Origin of the sequence: Azospirillum aestuarii (genome assembly GCF_016632405.1) — a bacterium.
GTDB lineage: Bacteria > Pseudomonadota > Alphaproteobacteria > Azospirillales > Azospirillaceae > Azospirillum > Azospirillum aestuarii.
In genome coordinates, this window is the sequence record NZ_JAEPIV010000004.1 from 246,279 (window position 1) to 261,954 (window position 15,676).

The window sequence follows — 15,676 nt, forward strand, 5'->3', positions numbered from 1 at the left end:
GGCGTTCATTGGGAGAAAAGGTCTGCGGCGGCGCGCAGCATGTCGGCCTGCCCGGCGCGGGGGACCGGCGGCCAGCCGAAGCCCATGCGGCCGAGCAGACCTTGCGTGCGTTCTGAGGTCAGCTCCTGCCGCCTGCCGCGCATCTGGGGGGAGCGCCCGCTGTAGAGGCCGAAGCCCTCCAGCGTCTGAGCCAGCGCACCGTCCATGTCGGGTTCGCCGATGGCGCGTTCCAGCCGGTCGAGCAGGGTGTCGAAGCCGACCGCCCGCACCGCGCCCGCCATGCCCGCCGCCGAGGTGACGAAATCGGCCAGCGTGTCGCGGCGGTGGTTCTCCACATGGTGCGTCTCGTTGGCGAGGCCGGCGGCGCCGGCCAGCAAAGCCACCGCGCAGGCGACGCGGTCAACGTGGCACAGCCAGACGTGCGAATCGTCGGGCACCACCCCCAGCCGCACGAAGGCGGCCAGCTGCCGGAAAAAGGCGTTGTCCCGCAGGTTCAACTGCAGCGGTCCGCCCTCCGCCGCGAAGACGACGTTGCCGACGCGGTGGATGCTGGCGTTGCGCAGGTCGCTGCGCGCCGCCGTGACCAGCCGCTCCGCCTCCTGCTTGCTGCGGACATAGTAGTTATCGTCGAGCGTCTCCGGCACCGCGTCGTATTCGGTAACGAGCTTGAAGCCGTCCTCCGGCGCCTTGCCGGTGACCGACAGGGTGGAGATCAGGTGGAAGTCTGCCGGGTCGCCGCGCCGCGCGGCGGCGAGGTCGAGAAGCCGGCGCGTCGCCTCCACATTGTCGGCGTGGAACTCCGCGTAGTGGCCGAAATGGTTGACGTTGGCTGCGCAGTGGAAGACCGCCCGCACCCCCTCCGCCAGTGCGCCGTGCGCCGTTGGGGGGAGGCCCAGCCCGTCGCGGCGCAGGTCGCCGGCCCGCACGGTCAGGCGCGGATCGCCGATCAGCGCGGCCCCGCCCGCCGCCCCAAAATAGCCGGCCAGCACGCGGTCCAGCCGGGCGCGGGCGGCCCCGTCGTCGCCCCCGCGGACCAGGGCGGTCACCCGCCGCGCCGGATCGGACAGCAGTTCCCGCAGCAGATAGGCGCCGAGATAGCCGGTGGCCCCGGTCAGCAGCGCCTCGCCATAGTCGCGCCGCTCCGTTCCGTCGAAGGCGTCGTAGGCCGCGTTGCGCGCCTCGTAGGCCCGCTGCTGCTCGGCCAGCGCCCGGTCGCGGGCGGCGTCGAAGGCGGGCAGGGTCGCCTGATAGTCCCGCCAATGGGATCGGACGGCGGCGATGACGCGGTGAAGATGGTCCGGCTGGGGCCGCAGCCGCAGCGCGAAGTCGGCGAGCACCGGGGCTTCGTAGAGGTCGTTGATCTTGCAGGCGAATTCGCGGCGCAGGCGGTTGACCACGGCGATCGCCCGCAGGCTGTCGCCGCCCAGTTCGAAGAAGCCGGCCTCGCGCCCCGGAACGGGCCTTTGAAGCTGCTCGGCCCACAACTCCGCCACCCGCTGCTCCACCGCGTTGCGCGGCGGGGTGTAGGCGCCGGAGGCGGCGCCTTCGGATGGGGCGTGGTCGGCCAGCGCCAGCAGCAGGGCCTTGCGGTCCACCTTGCCGGCCACCGTCACCGGGATCGCCGGCACCCGGATCACCGCCGCCGGCACCATATAGGTGGGCAGCGCCGCCGCCGCATGGGCGGCCCAGGCGGCCTGCGTCGGTTCCGCGGCGTCCGGGGCGAGGCTGACGAAGGCCCACAGCGTCTGGGTGCCCCCCGGTGGCGTGTCCACCAGGGCCACCGCCTGCTGGACGCCGGGGTAGGATTCCAGCCGGTGCTCGATCTCGCCCAGCTCCACGCGCTGGCCGCGCAGCTTCACCTGGCCGTCCGACCGCCCGAGCACCAGCAACTCGCCATTCGGCAGCCAGCGGCCGAGGTCGCCGGTGCGGTAGCGGCGGCCCTTCGCCGTCTCGACGAAGGCGGCGGCGGTCAGGTCGGGCCGGTTCAGGTAGCCGATGGCCAGCCCCATGCCGCTCAGCCAGACATGGCCGATGGCGCCGGGGGGCACCGGCTCGCCATCCTCGTCCAGGATGTGGATGGCGGTGTTGGGCAGCGGGCGCCCTGCGCTCATCCAGGGCGAGTCCGGGCGCAGGATGCCGATGCTGGCCGCGGCGGTGTTCTCGGTCGGGCCGTAGCCGTTGATGTAGCGCAGCCGCGCCGCGTAGTGCAGGGCGTCTGCGGCGTTTGGCGGCTCACCCACCGTCATCAGGATGCGCAGGGTCGGCAGGTCCGCCTGCTCGAACAGCCGCAGATAGGAGGGCGGCAGGGTGGCGGAGGTGACGCCCAGCCGCTCCATCTTGGCGCGCAGCCCGGCGGTGTCGTCCATCTCGGCGCGGCGGATGGGAACGAGGGCGCCGCCGGTCGCCCAGGTCATCACGGAATCGGAGATCCAGGCGTCGAAGGAGGGGGAGGAGCTGAGAAGCGTCCGCTCGTCCGGCTGGACGCCCATCATCCGCGCCATCGACAGGCCGAGGTTCAGTAGCCCGCCATGATGCAGCACGACCCCCTTCGGCAGCCCGGTGGACCCCGAGGTGTGGATGATGTAGGCGGGATCGCCTGGACCGCTGCGTTGCCCGGCCTCCGGTTCATGGGAATGGGCGGCGCGGAAGTCCTCGGTCAGGGTTTCCGGGCGAAGAACGGCGTAACCGGCCTGCGCCAGCGCGTCGGGCAGGGGGTGGCCGTCCAGCGCCACGACGACGCGGATGGCGGCGTCGCGGGCGATGAAGGCCAGCCGGTCCGCCGGCAGGTCGCGGGTCAGCGGCAGGTAGGCGGCCCCGGCCTTCCAGATCGCCAGCACCGCTTCGGGCAGGGCGGGCGAGCGCTCCGTCAGGACGCCGACCGCTTCGCCGGTCCGCAAGCCCTGCGCCAGCAGCGCGTGGGCCAGCGCGTTGGCGCGGGCGTTCATCGCGGCGTAGCTGGCTTCCCCGTTGTCGGTGATGAGAGCGGGCCGGTCCGGCTGCGAGCGCGCCAGCGCGGCGAACTGGTGGTGGAAGCAGGGAACCGGGTGCGGCATCGCCGGACCGCGCTCCCACGCCGCGAGCAGCGTCTCCTCATCCGGCAGCAGGGCGGGCAGCGGTTCGCCGCGCGCTCGCTGCGGATCGGCCAGCCGACGCGCCCAGCCGGCCAGCGCCGAGGTCCAGGCCTGGGCGGTCTCCCGCTCGTAGAGGGCGGCGTTGGCGTAGAGCTGGAGGACCAAGCCACCGTCCGCCTGCCCCTCATGCACCAGGACGAGGTCCTGGGCGGGGGCGCTGTGGCGCAGCTCGTACTGGATGCCGCCGCTGGTGAGGGCATCAATGGCCGCGAAGCGAAGCCCGTCACCCCGTGGGGCGGCCATCGCCGGATTTTCCGTCACCGCCAAATCGAACAGCGGGTAGCGGGCGGGGTGATGCGCCTGCGGCTGGTGGCGCCGGAACTCCTGATGAATGCGGGCGAAGGGCTGGCGGCCATGACGCAAGGCTTCCGCCAGACGGCTTTGCGTGGCCTTGACGGCCTGTTCCAGCGGCTCGCTCCGGTCCACCTGGAAAGGCACCGGCAGCATGTTGACATAGTAGCCGACGACGCCCGCCTCCTCCACCGTTTCGCGGGTGGAGGCGGCTGTGCCCATCAGGAACGCCGCCCGGCCGGTGCGGCGCCGCACTTCCCACGCCATCAGGGTCATCATCAGGGCGTGCAGACTGGCGCCGTTGCGCCGGGCGAGGGCGCGCAACGCCTCCGCCACATCCGGGGCGAGGCGGACGCGGTGGCAATGGCTTCCCTTGGCCGTTTCGGCGTTGCGCACCGGCGGACGGGGCTTGTCGAGTGGCCATTCCTCGAAGGCGGCGGGGTTGATCCCGGCGAGCAGGTTTTGCCAATGCTCCGCGTCCGCCTTGGCGGCCTCGCTGGCGAGGTGGTTTTCCTCCCGCGCGGCGGATCGGCCGAAGCCGGGCGCACGGCCGGGCGGGGACACCCTGCGCAGCAATGCGGCCAAGTCGTCTGCCAGCAGGCCGAGGGACAGGCCGTCGCCGATGGAATGGTGCAGGGCCAGCCAGAACAGGGCGCCGCTGCCGTCCGCCACCCGCACCAGCCCGGCCCTCCACAGCGGCGGAGCGGCCATGGCGAAGGGCGCCGTCTGGCGCTCCCGGATGAGGTCCAGCGCGGCAGTGCGGTCGGGGGCCGTCCGCATCTCCAGAACGTCGGTCACGGGAAGGACGACACGGCGGAGCGTGCCACATTCATCTTCGTGGAAGCCGGTGCGCAGGGCCTCGTGCCGCTCGGCGAGGGTGGTCCAGGCGTCCCGCCAGCGGTCGTCGGACGGGAGGTCGCCCTCCACCGCCAATGTCAGGGGGATGTTGAAGCCGCGGACGTCCAGCCCGGCCTGCTCGGCCACCCAGAACTCCCGCTGGCCTTCGGTCGCGCGGTCAGATTCGGCATCGGATGGGAAATCCGCAGGAGCGGCGGCGGCGAGGCGGGCGGCGAAGCCGCGCAGCATCGGCTCGGTGAACAGGTCGCGGGCGGAGACGGGGCGCCCCAGTTCCGTCTCCAGCGCATGGGCGACGGCGATGGCGAGCAGGCTGTGGCCGCCGAGCGCGAAGAAATTGTCGTCGCGCCAGACCGGGCCGCGGCCCAGCCGCTCCGCCCAGACGCGGGCGACGGTCTCCTCAAGCCGGCCCTGCGGCGCCATCTGCGCACCCTGCGGGGCGTGGCCGGCGATCAGCCCTTGCAGCGCCGCGCGGTCCACCTTGCCGGACGCCGTGACCGGCACCGTCTCCACCGCGATCAGCCCGGCCGGGATCATCACCGCGGGCAACCGCTCGGCCAGCCAGCCGCGCCAGGGCTCCTCGGCCGGAACCGGCCTGCCCGGCACGGGGCGGACGAAGGCCCACAGGCTCTGCGCCGCGCCGGCCTTGCCCTGCACCAGGGCCACCGCCTGCGCAACGTCGGGGTGGCTGCTGAGCGCCTGTTCGATCTCTCCGAGTTCGATGCGGATGCCGTTCAGCTTCACCTGATCGTCGATGCGGCCCAGCACCTCCAACTCGCCGTCGGCGCGCCAGCGCCCAAGGTCGCCGGAGCGGTAGAGCCGTCCGCTTCCCGTCCCGATGAAGGCCGCTGCCTCCTGCTCCGGACGGTTCCGATAGCCGCAGGCGAGGTTGGCGCCGCCCAGCCAGATCTCCCCCACCGCCCCCGGCGGCACCGGCCGGCCCGCCGCGTCGCGGATGTGGACCGACGTGTTGGGCAGTGGGCGGCCGACGGGCAGGAAGCCCCGGTCCTCCGCGCTTAACAGCCCCATGGCGCTGGTGATGGTGTTCTCGGTCGGGCCGTAGGCGTTGTAATAGCGCAGCCGCCCGGCATAGGCCCGCACGTCCGCCGCCAGCGGCGCCTCGCCCCCGGTCACCAGGATGCGCAGCGACGGCAATTCCGCCCCGTCGAACAGGCGCAGATAGGTCGGGGTGAGGTCGGCGACGGTCACCCGCTGCTCCGCCAGGAAAGCGATCAGGCGGGCCGGCGCGCTCAGCACCTCGTAGGGAACGGCGCAGAGCGCCGCCCCGGCGGCCAGCGGCACGCCGATGTCCGACAGCGACACGTCGAAGGAGGGCGAGGCGAACATCAGCGTCCGGTCCTCGGCGGTCAGGCCGAAGGTCTCGACAGCGCCCAAGACCATGTTCACGTAGGCGCCGTGGCTGACCGGCGTGCCCTTGGGGCGGCCGGTGGAGCCGGAGGTGTAGAGGATGTAGGCGGTGTCCTCCGGTCCGGTCGCGGCTTGCGAACGGTGGGCGTGCGCCGCGCGGAAATCGGCGGACAGGTCTTCCGGGCGCAGAACGGGCAGGGCGGACAGCGCGTCCGGAACCGCCGCGCCGTCCAGCGCCAGCAGCAGGGCCGCTCCGGCGTCCCCGGCGATGAAGGCCAGCCGCTCGGCCGGCAGGTCGGAGGCCAGCGGCAGATAGACCGCTCCAGCCTTCCACACGCCCAGCAGGGCGGCGGGCAGGTTGGGGGAGCGGCCGGTCAGCACGCCGACCACGGTTCCCCGCTCCACCCCGCGCTCACGCAGGGCGTGGGCGATGGCGTTGGCCTCCGCCTCCACCGCGCGGTAGGTCAAAACGCGGTCGGCACCGATGACCGCCGGGCGTCCGCCCTGGCCGGTGCCGGGACGGTCGATCAGCCGCTCGAACAGCGCGTGGAAGGGCAGCGTAGGGCGCTCCGCCGCCGGACCATGCTCCCACGAAGCGAGAGTGGCTTCTTCCTCCGGCAGCAGGGCGGGCGGCGTCGCCTCGGCGCGGGCCTCGTCGCCCCCCAGCCAGCGCGCCCAGCCGGTCAGCGCGTCGAACCAGCGTTCCGCCGTGTCCTGGGCGTAGAGCACGGCGTTGACGTGCCATTGCAGCAGCAACCCGCCGTCGGCCAGCCCTTCATGGGTCAGCACCATGTCCTGGCCCGGCGAGTGGCCGGTGCGTTCATAGGTCGGCCCTTCGCCATTGGGACGGACGAGGCGCAGCGGGCCGGCGGCGGGGGCACCTTGCGGATTCTCCGTCACCGCGATGTCGAACAGCGGGTAGCGCGCCGGGTCGCGGTGCTGCGGATGATCCGCCCAGAAGCCGTGGCAGATCCGTGCGAAGGGCAGACGGGCGTGCTGAAGCGCCCCGACCAGAGCCGCCTGGGTGGCGCGCAACTCCGCCCCGAAGGGGATGCCGGCAACAGGATGGAAGGCCAGCGGCAGCATGTTCACGCCATAGCCGACGACGCGCATGTCCTCGGCGGTTTCCCGTATGTCGCCGGTGGTCCCGATGGTGAAGGCGCCGCGTCCGGTGCGCCGCCGCACCTCGCGCGCCAACAGGGTCAGGAGGATGGCGTGCAGGCTGGCCTCGTGCCGGCGGGCGACCGCCTTCAACCCGGCGGCGGTGGCCGGGTCCAGACGCAGCTCGAACCGGTGGCTGCCCGGTGTGGCCCCGGCGGCGCGCGGCGTGTCGAGCGGCCAGTCCTCGAAGGCCTCGGGGGGCAGGGCGGACAGGTGTTCCCGCCAATGGGCCTCGTCCGCCGCGCGGTCCGGGCCGTCCAGATAGCGCAACTCGCGGGCGGCTATGGCGGCGTAGCGGGCAGACAAGGGTGGCAGGGGTTCGCCGGCCAGAAGGGCGGTCAACTCCTCCAGCAGGATGCCGACCGAGCGTCCGTCGCCAATCGAATGATGCATTGCCATCCAGAACAGCGGCGAACCGCCGTCCGCCAGCCTCACCAGCCCGGCCCGCCACAGCGGCGCGGTCGCCATGGCGAAGGGTTCCCCCTGGCGGGCGCGAATGTGGGCGAGAGCCGCGGTGCGGCCGGTCTGGGTGGACAGCTCCAGCGCACCATCGACGGTGGCGGCGACGCGGCGGTGCAGGCACCCTTCCGCGTCCTCCGCGAAGGTCGTGCGCAACGCTTCATGCCGCTCCACGAGCGCTGTCCAGGCGTCCGACCAGCGTGCCGGGTCCGGGACTTCCCCCTCCACGGTGCGGATCACCGGGATGATGAAGGGGCGCGTGTCCAGCCCCGCCGCTTCGGCCACCCGGAACTCCCGTTCCCCTTCGGTGGCGAGGTCGGAGCCATCCGCGTCGGCCTGGGGCGCTGCCGCATCGCGCAACTCCGCCACCTTGCGGGTGAAGCCGGCCAGGGTCGGTGCGGCGAACAGGGCGCGCGCCGGAACGGTCACGCCCAGCTCCTGGGACAGCCGGTGCGCGATGGTCACCGCCAGCAGGCTGTTGCCGCCGAGCGCGAAGAAGTTGTCGGTACGCGCGACCTCCTCGCCCAGCAGACCGCCCCACAGGGCGGCGATGCGGCTTTCAAGTCCGTCCAGTGGCGCCTCCCGCTCCGCCGTGGCGGCGTGGCCATCGGAATGGGAATGGGCGAGGCGGAGCAGGGCGTCGCGGTCGATCTTGCCCGCCGGCGTCAGCGGGAGGCTGTCCACCGCCGTCACGCTGGCCGGCACCATGAAGGCGGGCAGGCGGTCGGCGAGGAAGGCGCGCCACCCCTCCTCGTCGGGAAGGGCGGCGCTGTCCTTGGCGCGGACGAAGGCGCGCAGGGCCTTGGTGCCTTCGGCCGCGGCGTCCACCAGCACGACGGCCTGTGCGGCGGCGGGGTGGGCCAGCAGGTCCTGCTCGATCTCGGCAAGCTCGACGCGCTGGCCGTGCAGCTTCACCTGATGGTCGATGCGGCCGCACAGGATCAGTTGGCCGTCCACCGTCCAGCGCCCCAAGTCGCCGGTGCGGTAGAAGCGGCCCTCCGCCGTCTCGACGAAGGAACGGGCGGTCAGCTCCGGATTGTTCAGATAGCCACGGGCGAGACCCACTCCGCTCAGCCACACCTCCCCCGGCAGGCCGGGCGGGACCGGCGTCCCGTCCGGGCGGCGCAGCGTGACACGGACATTGGGCAGCGGGCGTCCGGCGGGCACCGGGCCGCTGCGCCCGCTGTCGGGCAGGATGCGGCCCATGGTCGCGAGGATGCTCGCCTCGGTGGGGCCGTAGGCGTTCCAGAAGGCCGGCCCGGCGGAGTGGTGACGGGCATCGTCGGCGTTCGGCGCCTCTCCGCCGGTCAGCAGGATGCGCAGGCCACGGAACGGCTTCTCCTTGCTGACCCGCAGATAGGAGGGGGCATGGAAGGCCACGGTGACGCCCAACGCCGCGTAGGCGTCCTTCAGCGCCCAGGGATCGTCGCGCAGGTCCGACGGCACGGGAACCAGAGCCATGCCGTGCAGCAGTGCCAGCCCGAGTTCCCACAGCGAGGCGTCGAATCCCGGCGTCGCCGTCAGCGCCATACGGTCGTCCGCCAGCAAGCCGACCGTCTCCCCTGTCGCCAGCGCGGCGTTGACGAAGCCGTCGTGCCGGACCGCCACGCCCTTCGGATGCCCGGTGGTGCCGGAGGTGTAGATGATGTAGGCGAGGTCGTCCGGCGCCCCGGCCACGGAGGTCCGTTCGGGGGAACTCTCAAGCCATTCGGGACGGATCAGCGTGGGAATGGCATCGGCCAGGGCGGGCGGGACGGGCTGGCCGTCCAGCGCGACCAGCAGCCGGGCGCCCGCGTCGCGGACCATATAGGCCATGCGCTCCGGCGGCAGGTCTTGGGCCAACGGCAGATAGGCCGCCCCGGCCTTCCAGATTCCGATCACCGCCGCGGGCAGGTCCGGTGAGCAGCCGGTCAGGACCGCCACCGGCTCCTGCCGCGCCACACCGCAGCGGAGCAGGGCGGCGGCGATGCGGTCGGCGTCCCGGTTCAGGTCGCCATAGGTCTGCACGCCGCTGTGGGTGACCACGGCGGGGCGGTCCGGCAGGCGGGCGGCAATCTCTTCGAACAGCTCATGGGCACGGTGGGCCGGACGGGGCCGCTCCTCGCCATGCTCCCAGCGCTCCAGAAGGGCCGACTCCTCCGGCAGCAGGGCGGGCAGCGGGGACGCCAGCCGCGCCGGTTCGGCGGCCAGCCAGCGCGCCCAGGCGGCGAAGCCGACCAGCCAGGAGCGCGCGGTGTCCTCCGTATAAACGTCCGGATTCCACAACAGCGCCAGTTCCAGCCCTTCGCCGTCCTCCGCCGTCACCGGCTCGTGGCTGAAGGCGAGGTCGAGGCCGGCGGCGGGGTGGGCGAGCGCACTAGGCAGGCGGCGCGGGGCGAGGGACAGGCCACTGGCCGGATCAATGCTGGTTCGCGGCGGGTTGGCGGTCAGCGCCATCGCGAAGAGGTTGGGGCGGGCGGGCGGCAGCGCGTCGGGCCGGCGCTGGCGGAATTCACGCTGGATCAGGTTGGCGGGCAGGCCGGCGTGTCCGACCGCCTCGGTCAGCGCGTCCTGGGCGGCGCGAACCTGTCCGGCCAACGCTCCGGTGACGCCGGGCAGGACGACCGGCACGAGATTGACGAAATGCCCAACGGCGTCCTCGGCTCCTGCGGGGCGCAGCGAAACGCCGGTTCCCAGGATCAGGTCGGTCCGTCCGCCGCGCCGCCGCGTCTCCGCCGCCAGGATCGCCAGCAGCAGGCCGTGCAGGCCGACGCCCTGCGCCTTCGCGATGGCGGCGAGGGCCGCGGTGGTCGCGGCGTCCAGCCGCTCCGCCAGGGGTGGTGCGGAGCGCCCGCCGGGTGTGGCTGGGCGGGGGCGGTCGAGCGGAAGCTCCTCGAACGCCTCCGGCGGCAGGGCGTCCAGCTTGGCCCGCCAGAAGGCGCGGTCCTGCTCCGCCCGGCCGGAACGGTGGTGATGCGCCTCGTCCCGCGCGGCCTGCGCGACGCCGTGCGGCGCCGAGGGCAAGGGGCGGCCCAGCAGCAGGGTAAGGACATCCTCCTGCACGGTGCGGGCGGACTGGCCGTCCACCACCGCGTGGTGCAGCACGAACCAGAACAGCGTCTCATTGCCGGATTCGATGAACATCAGGCCGGCGCGGGCCAGAGGCGCCTCGGTCAGTGCGAAGGGCGTCCCGGCGTAGCCGGCGATCAGCTCCCGCGCCTCCTCCGGGACGTGGCAGCGGTCGACGGAAAAGCCGACGGAGGACGGCAAACCGGCGGTGGGAACCGTGCGCCAGCGCACCCGCCCGTCGGCATCGGTGTGGAAGGCGGTGCGCAGGGCGGGGTGGCGCTCGAGCAGCGCGGCCCAGGCGGCGCGCCAGCGCTCCACCTCCGGAACCGGGCCGCGCACCGACAGGACGCGCACGACATGCGACCCGACGGCGGCGAGGCCGAGCTTGGCGGCGACCCAGAAATCCTCCTGACCGGCGGTGGCGGGACCACTGGTCAGGTCCGGCGCGGCGGTGTCCTCGTCTGTCTGTTCTGCGATGCGGCGGGCCAGCGCCTCCACCGTCTGAGAGGCCAGGATCACCGGCACCGTCACCGGATGGCCGAGCGCGTGGAGGCGCTGGCCCACCGCGATGGCGAGCAGGCTGCTGCCGCCGATGGCGAAGAACGGGTCGTCCCGCATCACCGGGCGGGTGTCCAGAACCTCTTCCCACACCGCGGCGATGGCCCGTTCCAGGTCGCCCTGCGGCGGTGTTCCACCCGTGGCGCGTGGCGCGGTCAGAGCCTCCTCGGCGAGCGCCAGCAGGGCGCGGCGGTCGGTCTTGCCGGCGGAGCTGATCGGCATCCGCGCCACGGCGCGGACCCGCGCCGGGACCATGTAGGCGGGCAGGGTGCGGCCGAGGAACGCGCGCCAGTCCTCCCCCTGCGCGGCCTCCGGATCGGCGCTCTCGACGATGGCGGTCAGGCGGCCCTGGTGCTGAAGGACGGCGGCGCGGCTGACCAGCGGGTGGCGCAGCAGCGTCCGTTCGATTTCGCCCAGCGACACCGACTGGCCGGACACCTTCACCATGTCGTCGGCGCGGCCCAGCGTCTCCAGCTCGCCGTCCGCGTTCCAGCGCCCCAGGTCGTGCGTGCGGTAGGCGCGCCCGAAGCGCGTTTCCACGAAATTCTCCGCCGACAGCTCGGGTTGGTTCAGGTAGCCGCGCGAGACGCCCCGCCCGACGACGTGGATCTCCCCGACCGCGCCGTCGGGGACTTCGTTACCGTGGCGGTCGAGCAGATGGACGGCGTTGTTGATGAAGGGGCGCCCGCTTGGCAGCGGGCCGTCGCCATGGGGGCTTACCTTGTGCATGCAGATGGTGCCGCAAACCTCGGTGGCGCCATGCATGTTCCAATAGTCGAGGTGGCGGGCGTAATGCCGCGCGTCGTCGGGGTTCGGCCGCTCTCCGGCGGTCAGGATCATGCGCAGCCCCGCCGGCACCGCCCCGCGCAGAAGCCGCAGGTAGGACGGCGTGAACAGGGCGATGGTCACCCTCAGCCGGGCCATGTGTTCGAGCAGTCGCGCCGGATCGTCGATCAGCGCCCGCGAGGCCGGGACATAGGCGGCACCGGAGAGCAGCGGCAGGCACAGCTCGCGGAAGCCCAGGATGAAACCGGGGGAGGTGGACAGCAGAACCCGGTCGCCCGGCCCGACGCCCTGCGCCTCCGTGTGGCCGAGCGCCAGATTCACGCAGGCGTCGTGCCGGATCAGCACGCCCTTCGGCTGGCCGGTCGAGCCGGAGGTGAAGAGGATGACCGCCAGCCCGTTCGCCAGACCGTTCGCCGGGCCGGGACGGTTCGGGCGTTCCATGGACTTGGCGAGGCTGTCCCCGTCCAGGGATTCGGGGCGCAGGACGGCTTGCGGCCGCTCCGCCCCGCCGTTGGCGGACAGGGCATCGGCCAGCGCGTCCGGCGGTATCAGACCGTCCAGCGCAATCAGCAGCCGCATCCCCGCTTGCCGCGCCATGTTCGCCAGCCGCTCCGGCGGCAGGTCGGCGACCATCGGCACGTAGACGCCGCCCGCCTTGAGAATCCCGAGGAACGTCTGCGGCAGATAGCCTGACCGCTCCGCCAGCACCCCGACCGGCTCTTCCCTGTCCAACCCGAGGGCCAGCAGCGCATGGGCCAATGCGTTGGCTCCCGCGTCCAGCCCGGCATAGTCGAGGATGACGGCCTCCGTCACCACCGCCGGGGCGTTGGGATGCCGCTCCACAAGCCGTTCGAACCCCTCGTGCAGACGAAGATCGGGCCAGTGTCTGACCGGCCCGAAACTTTTGGACAGAGGAAGGTCGACGTTGGGGAGGTGCGGCGTGGTGTCGGGCATCGAAGTCCCCACTATTCCTTCGGCGTTGCAATGATCCGACGGGACAATTCGCGGCGAATTTTTACAGAAACGTCATATGCGTCCCAAAAAGGGATTAGATCGCCAAAAATACGTCTTAAGGAGGGATTGTCAACGAATGATACAACTTAAAGAGATTTTGACAAACGGAAAAGCCGCATTACGGACATGGAACGTCTTCGGACACACCAACGTGTGGTTATTCCGTTCCGACGGGAATCGCTGCCGTCACGGCGGATCGGATGGGTTGCGGCTGGTTCATCAAAGGTTGCAGCGCCGGCCTGCAAGAACGGAATCCGCGCCAACCCTGTTGATGGAAGGAGCGTTCACATCACGGGTGGAGGGATCGCATGAGCAAGGCGGAGTCCAAGAAGCAACAGATGGCCGCCGGCGCGGCGCTGGCGGCCAAGCGCGGGGAGCAGCCGGAATCCAGCCTGCGCGGCGCGTCAAAAGAAATGGTCAAGTCGATGAGTGAAAAGGAACTGCGGGAGATGGCGTCCGCGAAGCGCAAGGACCTGCCCACTCGTGGTTCAAAGGATGACGCGAAGGATTGATGTCAGGCTGCTCTGGGGACACTGACGGGGGTGACCCCGTCAGTTCTGTTCCTGCGGACGGAACGTGGCGACGCGGTAGGCGTACCAGGCGGCGATGGCGGCGATGACCAGCTTGGCCAGCGGGTCCATCCAACCCGACACCTTGTCGTACTGGCCTTCCAGCAGATAGCCCGCACCGGCGAGGACCAGCGACCACAGCGCCGTTCCGATGGTCGAATAGACCAGGAAGCGGGCCAACCCCATCCCGGCGATCCCGGCCGGAACGGAGATCAGCGTGCGCACCGCCGGGATGAGGCGCCCGATCAGCACCGACGCCGCGCTGTGCCGGCGGAACCGGCCCGTCGCCTCGTCAACCTGCGCGGGCGCCACCGTCAGCCATCGGCCATGCCGGGAGGCCAACCGCTTCAGCTGCGCGCTGCCCAGCCACAGCCCGGCATAGTACCAGAACAACGCTCCCGCCACCGAACCCGCGGTGCCCGCCAGCACCACCAGCGGCAGGCTGAGATCCCCGCGGGCCGCGACGAAGCCGGCCAGCGGCATGATGAGTTCCGATGGGATGGGCGGAAAGACGTTCTCCAGCAGCATCAGAAGCGCGATGCCGGCGTAGCCGCCGCTCTCGACCATGTTTGTGATCCACTCGAACACGCGGTCCTCCGGTTCCGGTTGCCTGGATAACCCGCCAGCGCCGCGGGAGTTCACCGGCTCTGTGCGCTGTCACATAACGCGGTCGGAAATTTCTGCTAACTCATTGATTTTCTGTCAGCGCGAGTCAGAGGAAGTGGTCAAATTTGCCACAATTCCTGTCTTTCCAAGCTGGCCGTGCCATATATGGTGACATCGTCTTTCGCAAGACTCTGGCTTCCGTGCTTCCGTGCTTTGGTCGTGCCCCCTGATGTGGTGCAGGAGCTGTGGGGACCCGGCCCGCCGAAGCGCCCCCGGAGCTGGCGTAGGCGGGCCGGTTGTCCACAGCAGGCGGCCATCATGGTTCTTCGGTGGAGTCTGGTCACCACAACACATTCTCGACCGAGGGTGACCACGATGACCGACGAGGTGATGGCGTTTCGCGCGATGCTTGAGAAGGGCACGGATGCCGATCTGCTGCGCGAGATGATCGGCTTTGCCGCCGAGCGCTTGATGGAACTGGAAGTCCAAGGGCTGACCGGCGCCGCTCATGGCGAACGCTCCGCCGCGACGAGGACGCGGTGCGTGCCGCGCCGAGCGAGCCGGGGAGCAGCGGGCAGGTCAACCGGCTGAAGGCGATCAAGCGCGCGATGTATGGCCGGGCCGGCTTCGATCTGCTGCGTGGTCGGGTCCTCGGCCGCGCCTGACGCGAACTTCGAAACCCAGAACACGCCCCCGGTGATCCACGCAAAACTTGGAAGAGCCCAATCTTGGATGGCACCGAAGCGGGACCACATATCCGGGATGATCTCGAATCCGCCGTTCCGGCTCGGCCGCCGCACCGTCCTCGCCGCTACCGTCGCGTCCCTTGGCTGCGCCCTGGCGCGCCCGCTGCTTGCCGCCCAACCGGCGGCCGGGGCCGCGTTCGATCCGGCCTTGCTGGACCGGGCGATCAAGCAGGCGGCGGGGCTCGATCAGATCCACGCGCTGGTCATCGGGCGGCATGGGGAAGTGGTGTCGGCGGAGGCCTTCCGGGGGCCGGCGGTGAACCGCGCCGTGAACGTCAAGTCGGTGTCCAAGACCATCGCCGCCTCGCTCGTCGGCATCGCCATCGACCGCGGGGTCCTGCGCGGCGTCGATGTTCCTTTGGCCGAGGCGGCGCCGGGGCTGGTTCCGGCGGCCGTCGATCCGCGGGTGCGCCGGATCACCATCGCCGACCTTCTGACCATGCAGGCCGGTCTGGAGCCGACTTCCGGGCCGGGTTATGGCCGCTGGATCAACAGCCGCAACTGGGTCGCCGACGCGCTACGCCGTCCCTTCGTCACCGAGCCGGGCGCGCGGATGCTCTATTCGACCGGCAGCTACCACCTGCTGGGCGCTGCGCTGTCCAGCGCGTCGGGGCGCAGCCTGCTGTCCCTGGCGCGGGACTGGCTGGGCGAGCCGCTGGGGATCGATGTGCCGTCCTGGACGCGCGACCCGCAGGGCTTCTATCTCGGCGGCAACAACATGGCGCTGTCGCCGCTCGACCTCTTCCGCTTCGGCGAGCTGTGGCGGCAGGGCGGGCAGTGGAACGGACAGCCGGTCATCAGCGCCGCCTGGGTGGAGGCGTCCTGGGTGCCGCGCACCCGCTCCCCCTTCTCCGGCGACGACTACGGGTACGGCTGGTTCCTCGCCAAGGCGAAGGGGCACCGCATCGCCTACGCGCGCGGCTACGGCGGGCAGATGCTCTATCTGGTGCCCGGCCTGGGGCTGACCGTCGTCGTCACCTCCGACCCCGGCCGGCCGGCGCGCTCGGATGGCCATGTCGGCCTTCTCAACGCCCTGCTGACCGACGCGATCATTCCGGCGGCGGAGATGGCCTGACGGGCCGGC

General features: G+C 71.6%; 4 protein-coding genes and 1 pseudogene. 3 read left to right on the top strand and 2 right to left on the bottom strand.

The window, feature by feature from the left end; all coding sequences use genetic code 11:
- Window positions 1-5 precede the first annotated feature (5 nt).
- The gene (locus JJL56_RS12225; RefSeq protein ID WP_200485252.1) at window positions 6-12,611 is read right to left on the bottom strand and encodes a non-ribosomal peptide synthetase; all 12,606 of its coding nucleotides are present in this window, start codon (window positions 12,609-12,611) and stop codon (window positions 6-8) included.
- Window positions 12,612-12,979: 368 nt separating this feature from the next.
- Between JJL56_RS12225 and JJL56_RS12230 the strand changes: the two genes are divergently transcribed.
- The gene (locus JJL56_RS12230; protein ID WP_145624296.1) at window positions 12,980-13,183 is read left to right on the top strand and encodes a DUF3008 family protein; all 204 of its coding nucleotides are present in this window, start codon (window positions 12,980-12,982) and stop codon (window positions 13,181-13,183) included.
- Between the two features lie 39 nt (window positions 13,184-13,222).
- On the opposite strand, the gene JJL56_RS12235 is transcribed toward JJL56_RS12230, so the two are convergent.
- On the bottom strand, window positions 13,223-13,828 hold the full coding sequence (locus tag JJL56_RS12235) for a DedA family protein (protein ID WP_145624294.1): 606 nt from the start codon (window positions 13,826-13,828) through the stop codon (window positions 13,223-13,225).
- Window positions 13,829-14,221: 393 nt separating this feature from the next.
- Between JJL56_RS12235 and JJL56_RS12240 the strand changes: the two are divergent.
- Window positions 14,222-14,371: pseudogene (locus JJL56_RS12240) on the top strand (IS256 family transposase); the annotation flags it as partial.
- A 237-nt stretch (window positions 14,372-14,608) separates the two neighbouring features.
- Window positions 14,609-15,667, top strand: coding sequence for a serine hydrolase domain-containing protein (locus JJL56_RS12245; protein ID WP_145624292.1), 1,059 nt, complete (start codon window positions 14,609-14,611; stop codon window positions 15,665-15,667).
- Window positions 15,668-15,676: the final 9 nt, after the last annotated feature.

Bases quoted from the DNA above. Each gene is read 5' to 3' on its own strand.
- JJL56_RS12225 (WP_200485252.1), bottom strand. From the start codon at position 12,611: ATGCCCGACACCACGCCGCACCTCCCCAACGTCGACCTTCCTCTGTCC.
- JJL56_RS12230 (WP_145624296.1), top strand. From the start codon at position 12,980: ATGAGCAAGGCGGAGTCCAAGAAGCAACAGATGGCCGCCGGCGCGGCG.
- JJL56_RS12245 (WP_145624292.1), top strand. From the start codon at position 14,609: ATGATCTCGAATCCGCCGTTCCGGCTCGGCCGCCGCACCGTCCTCGCC.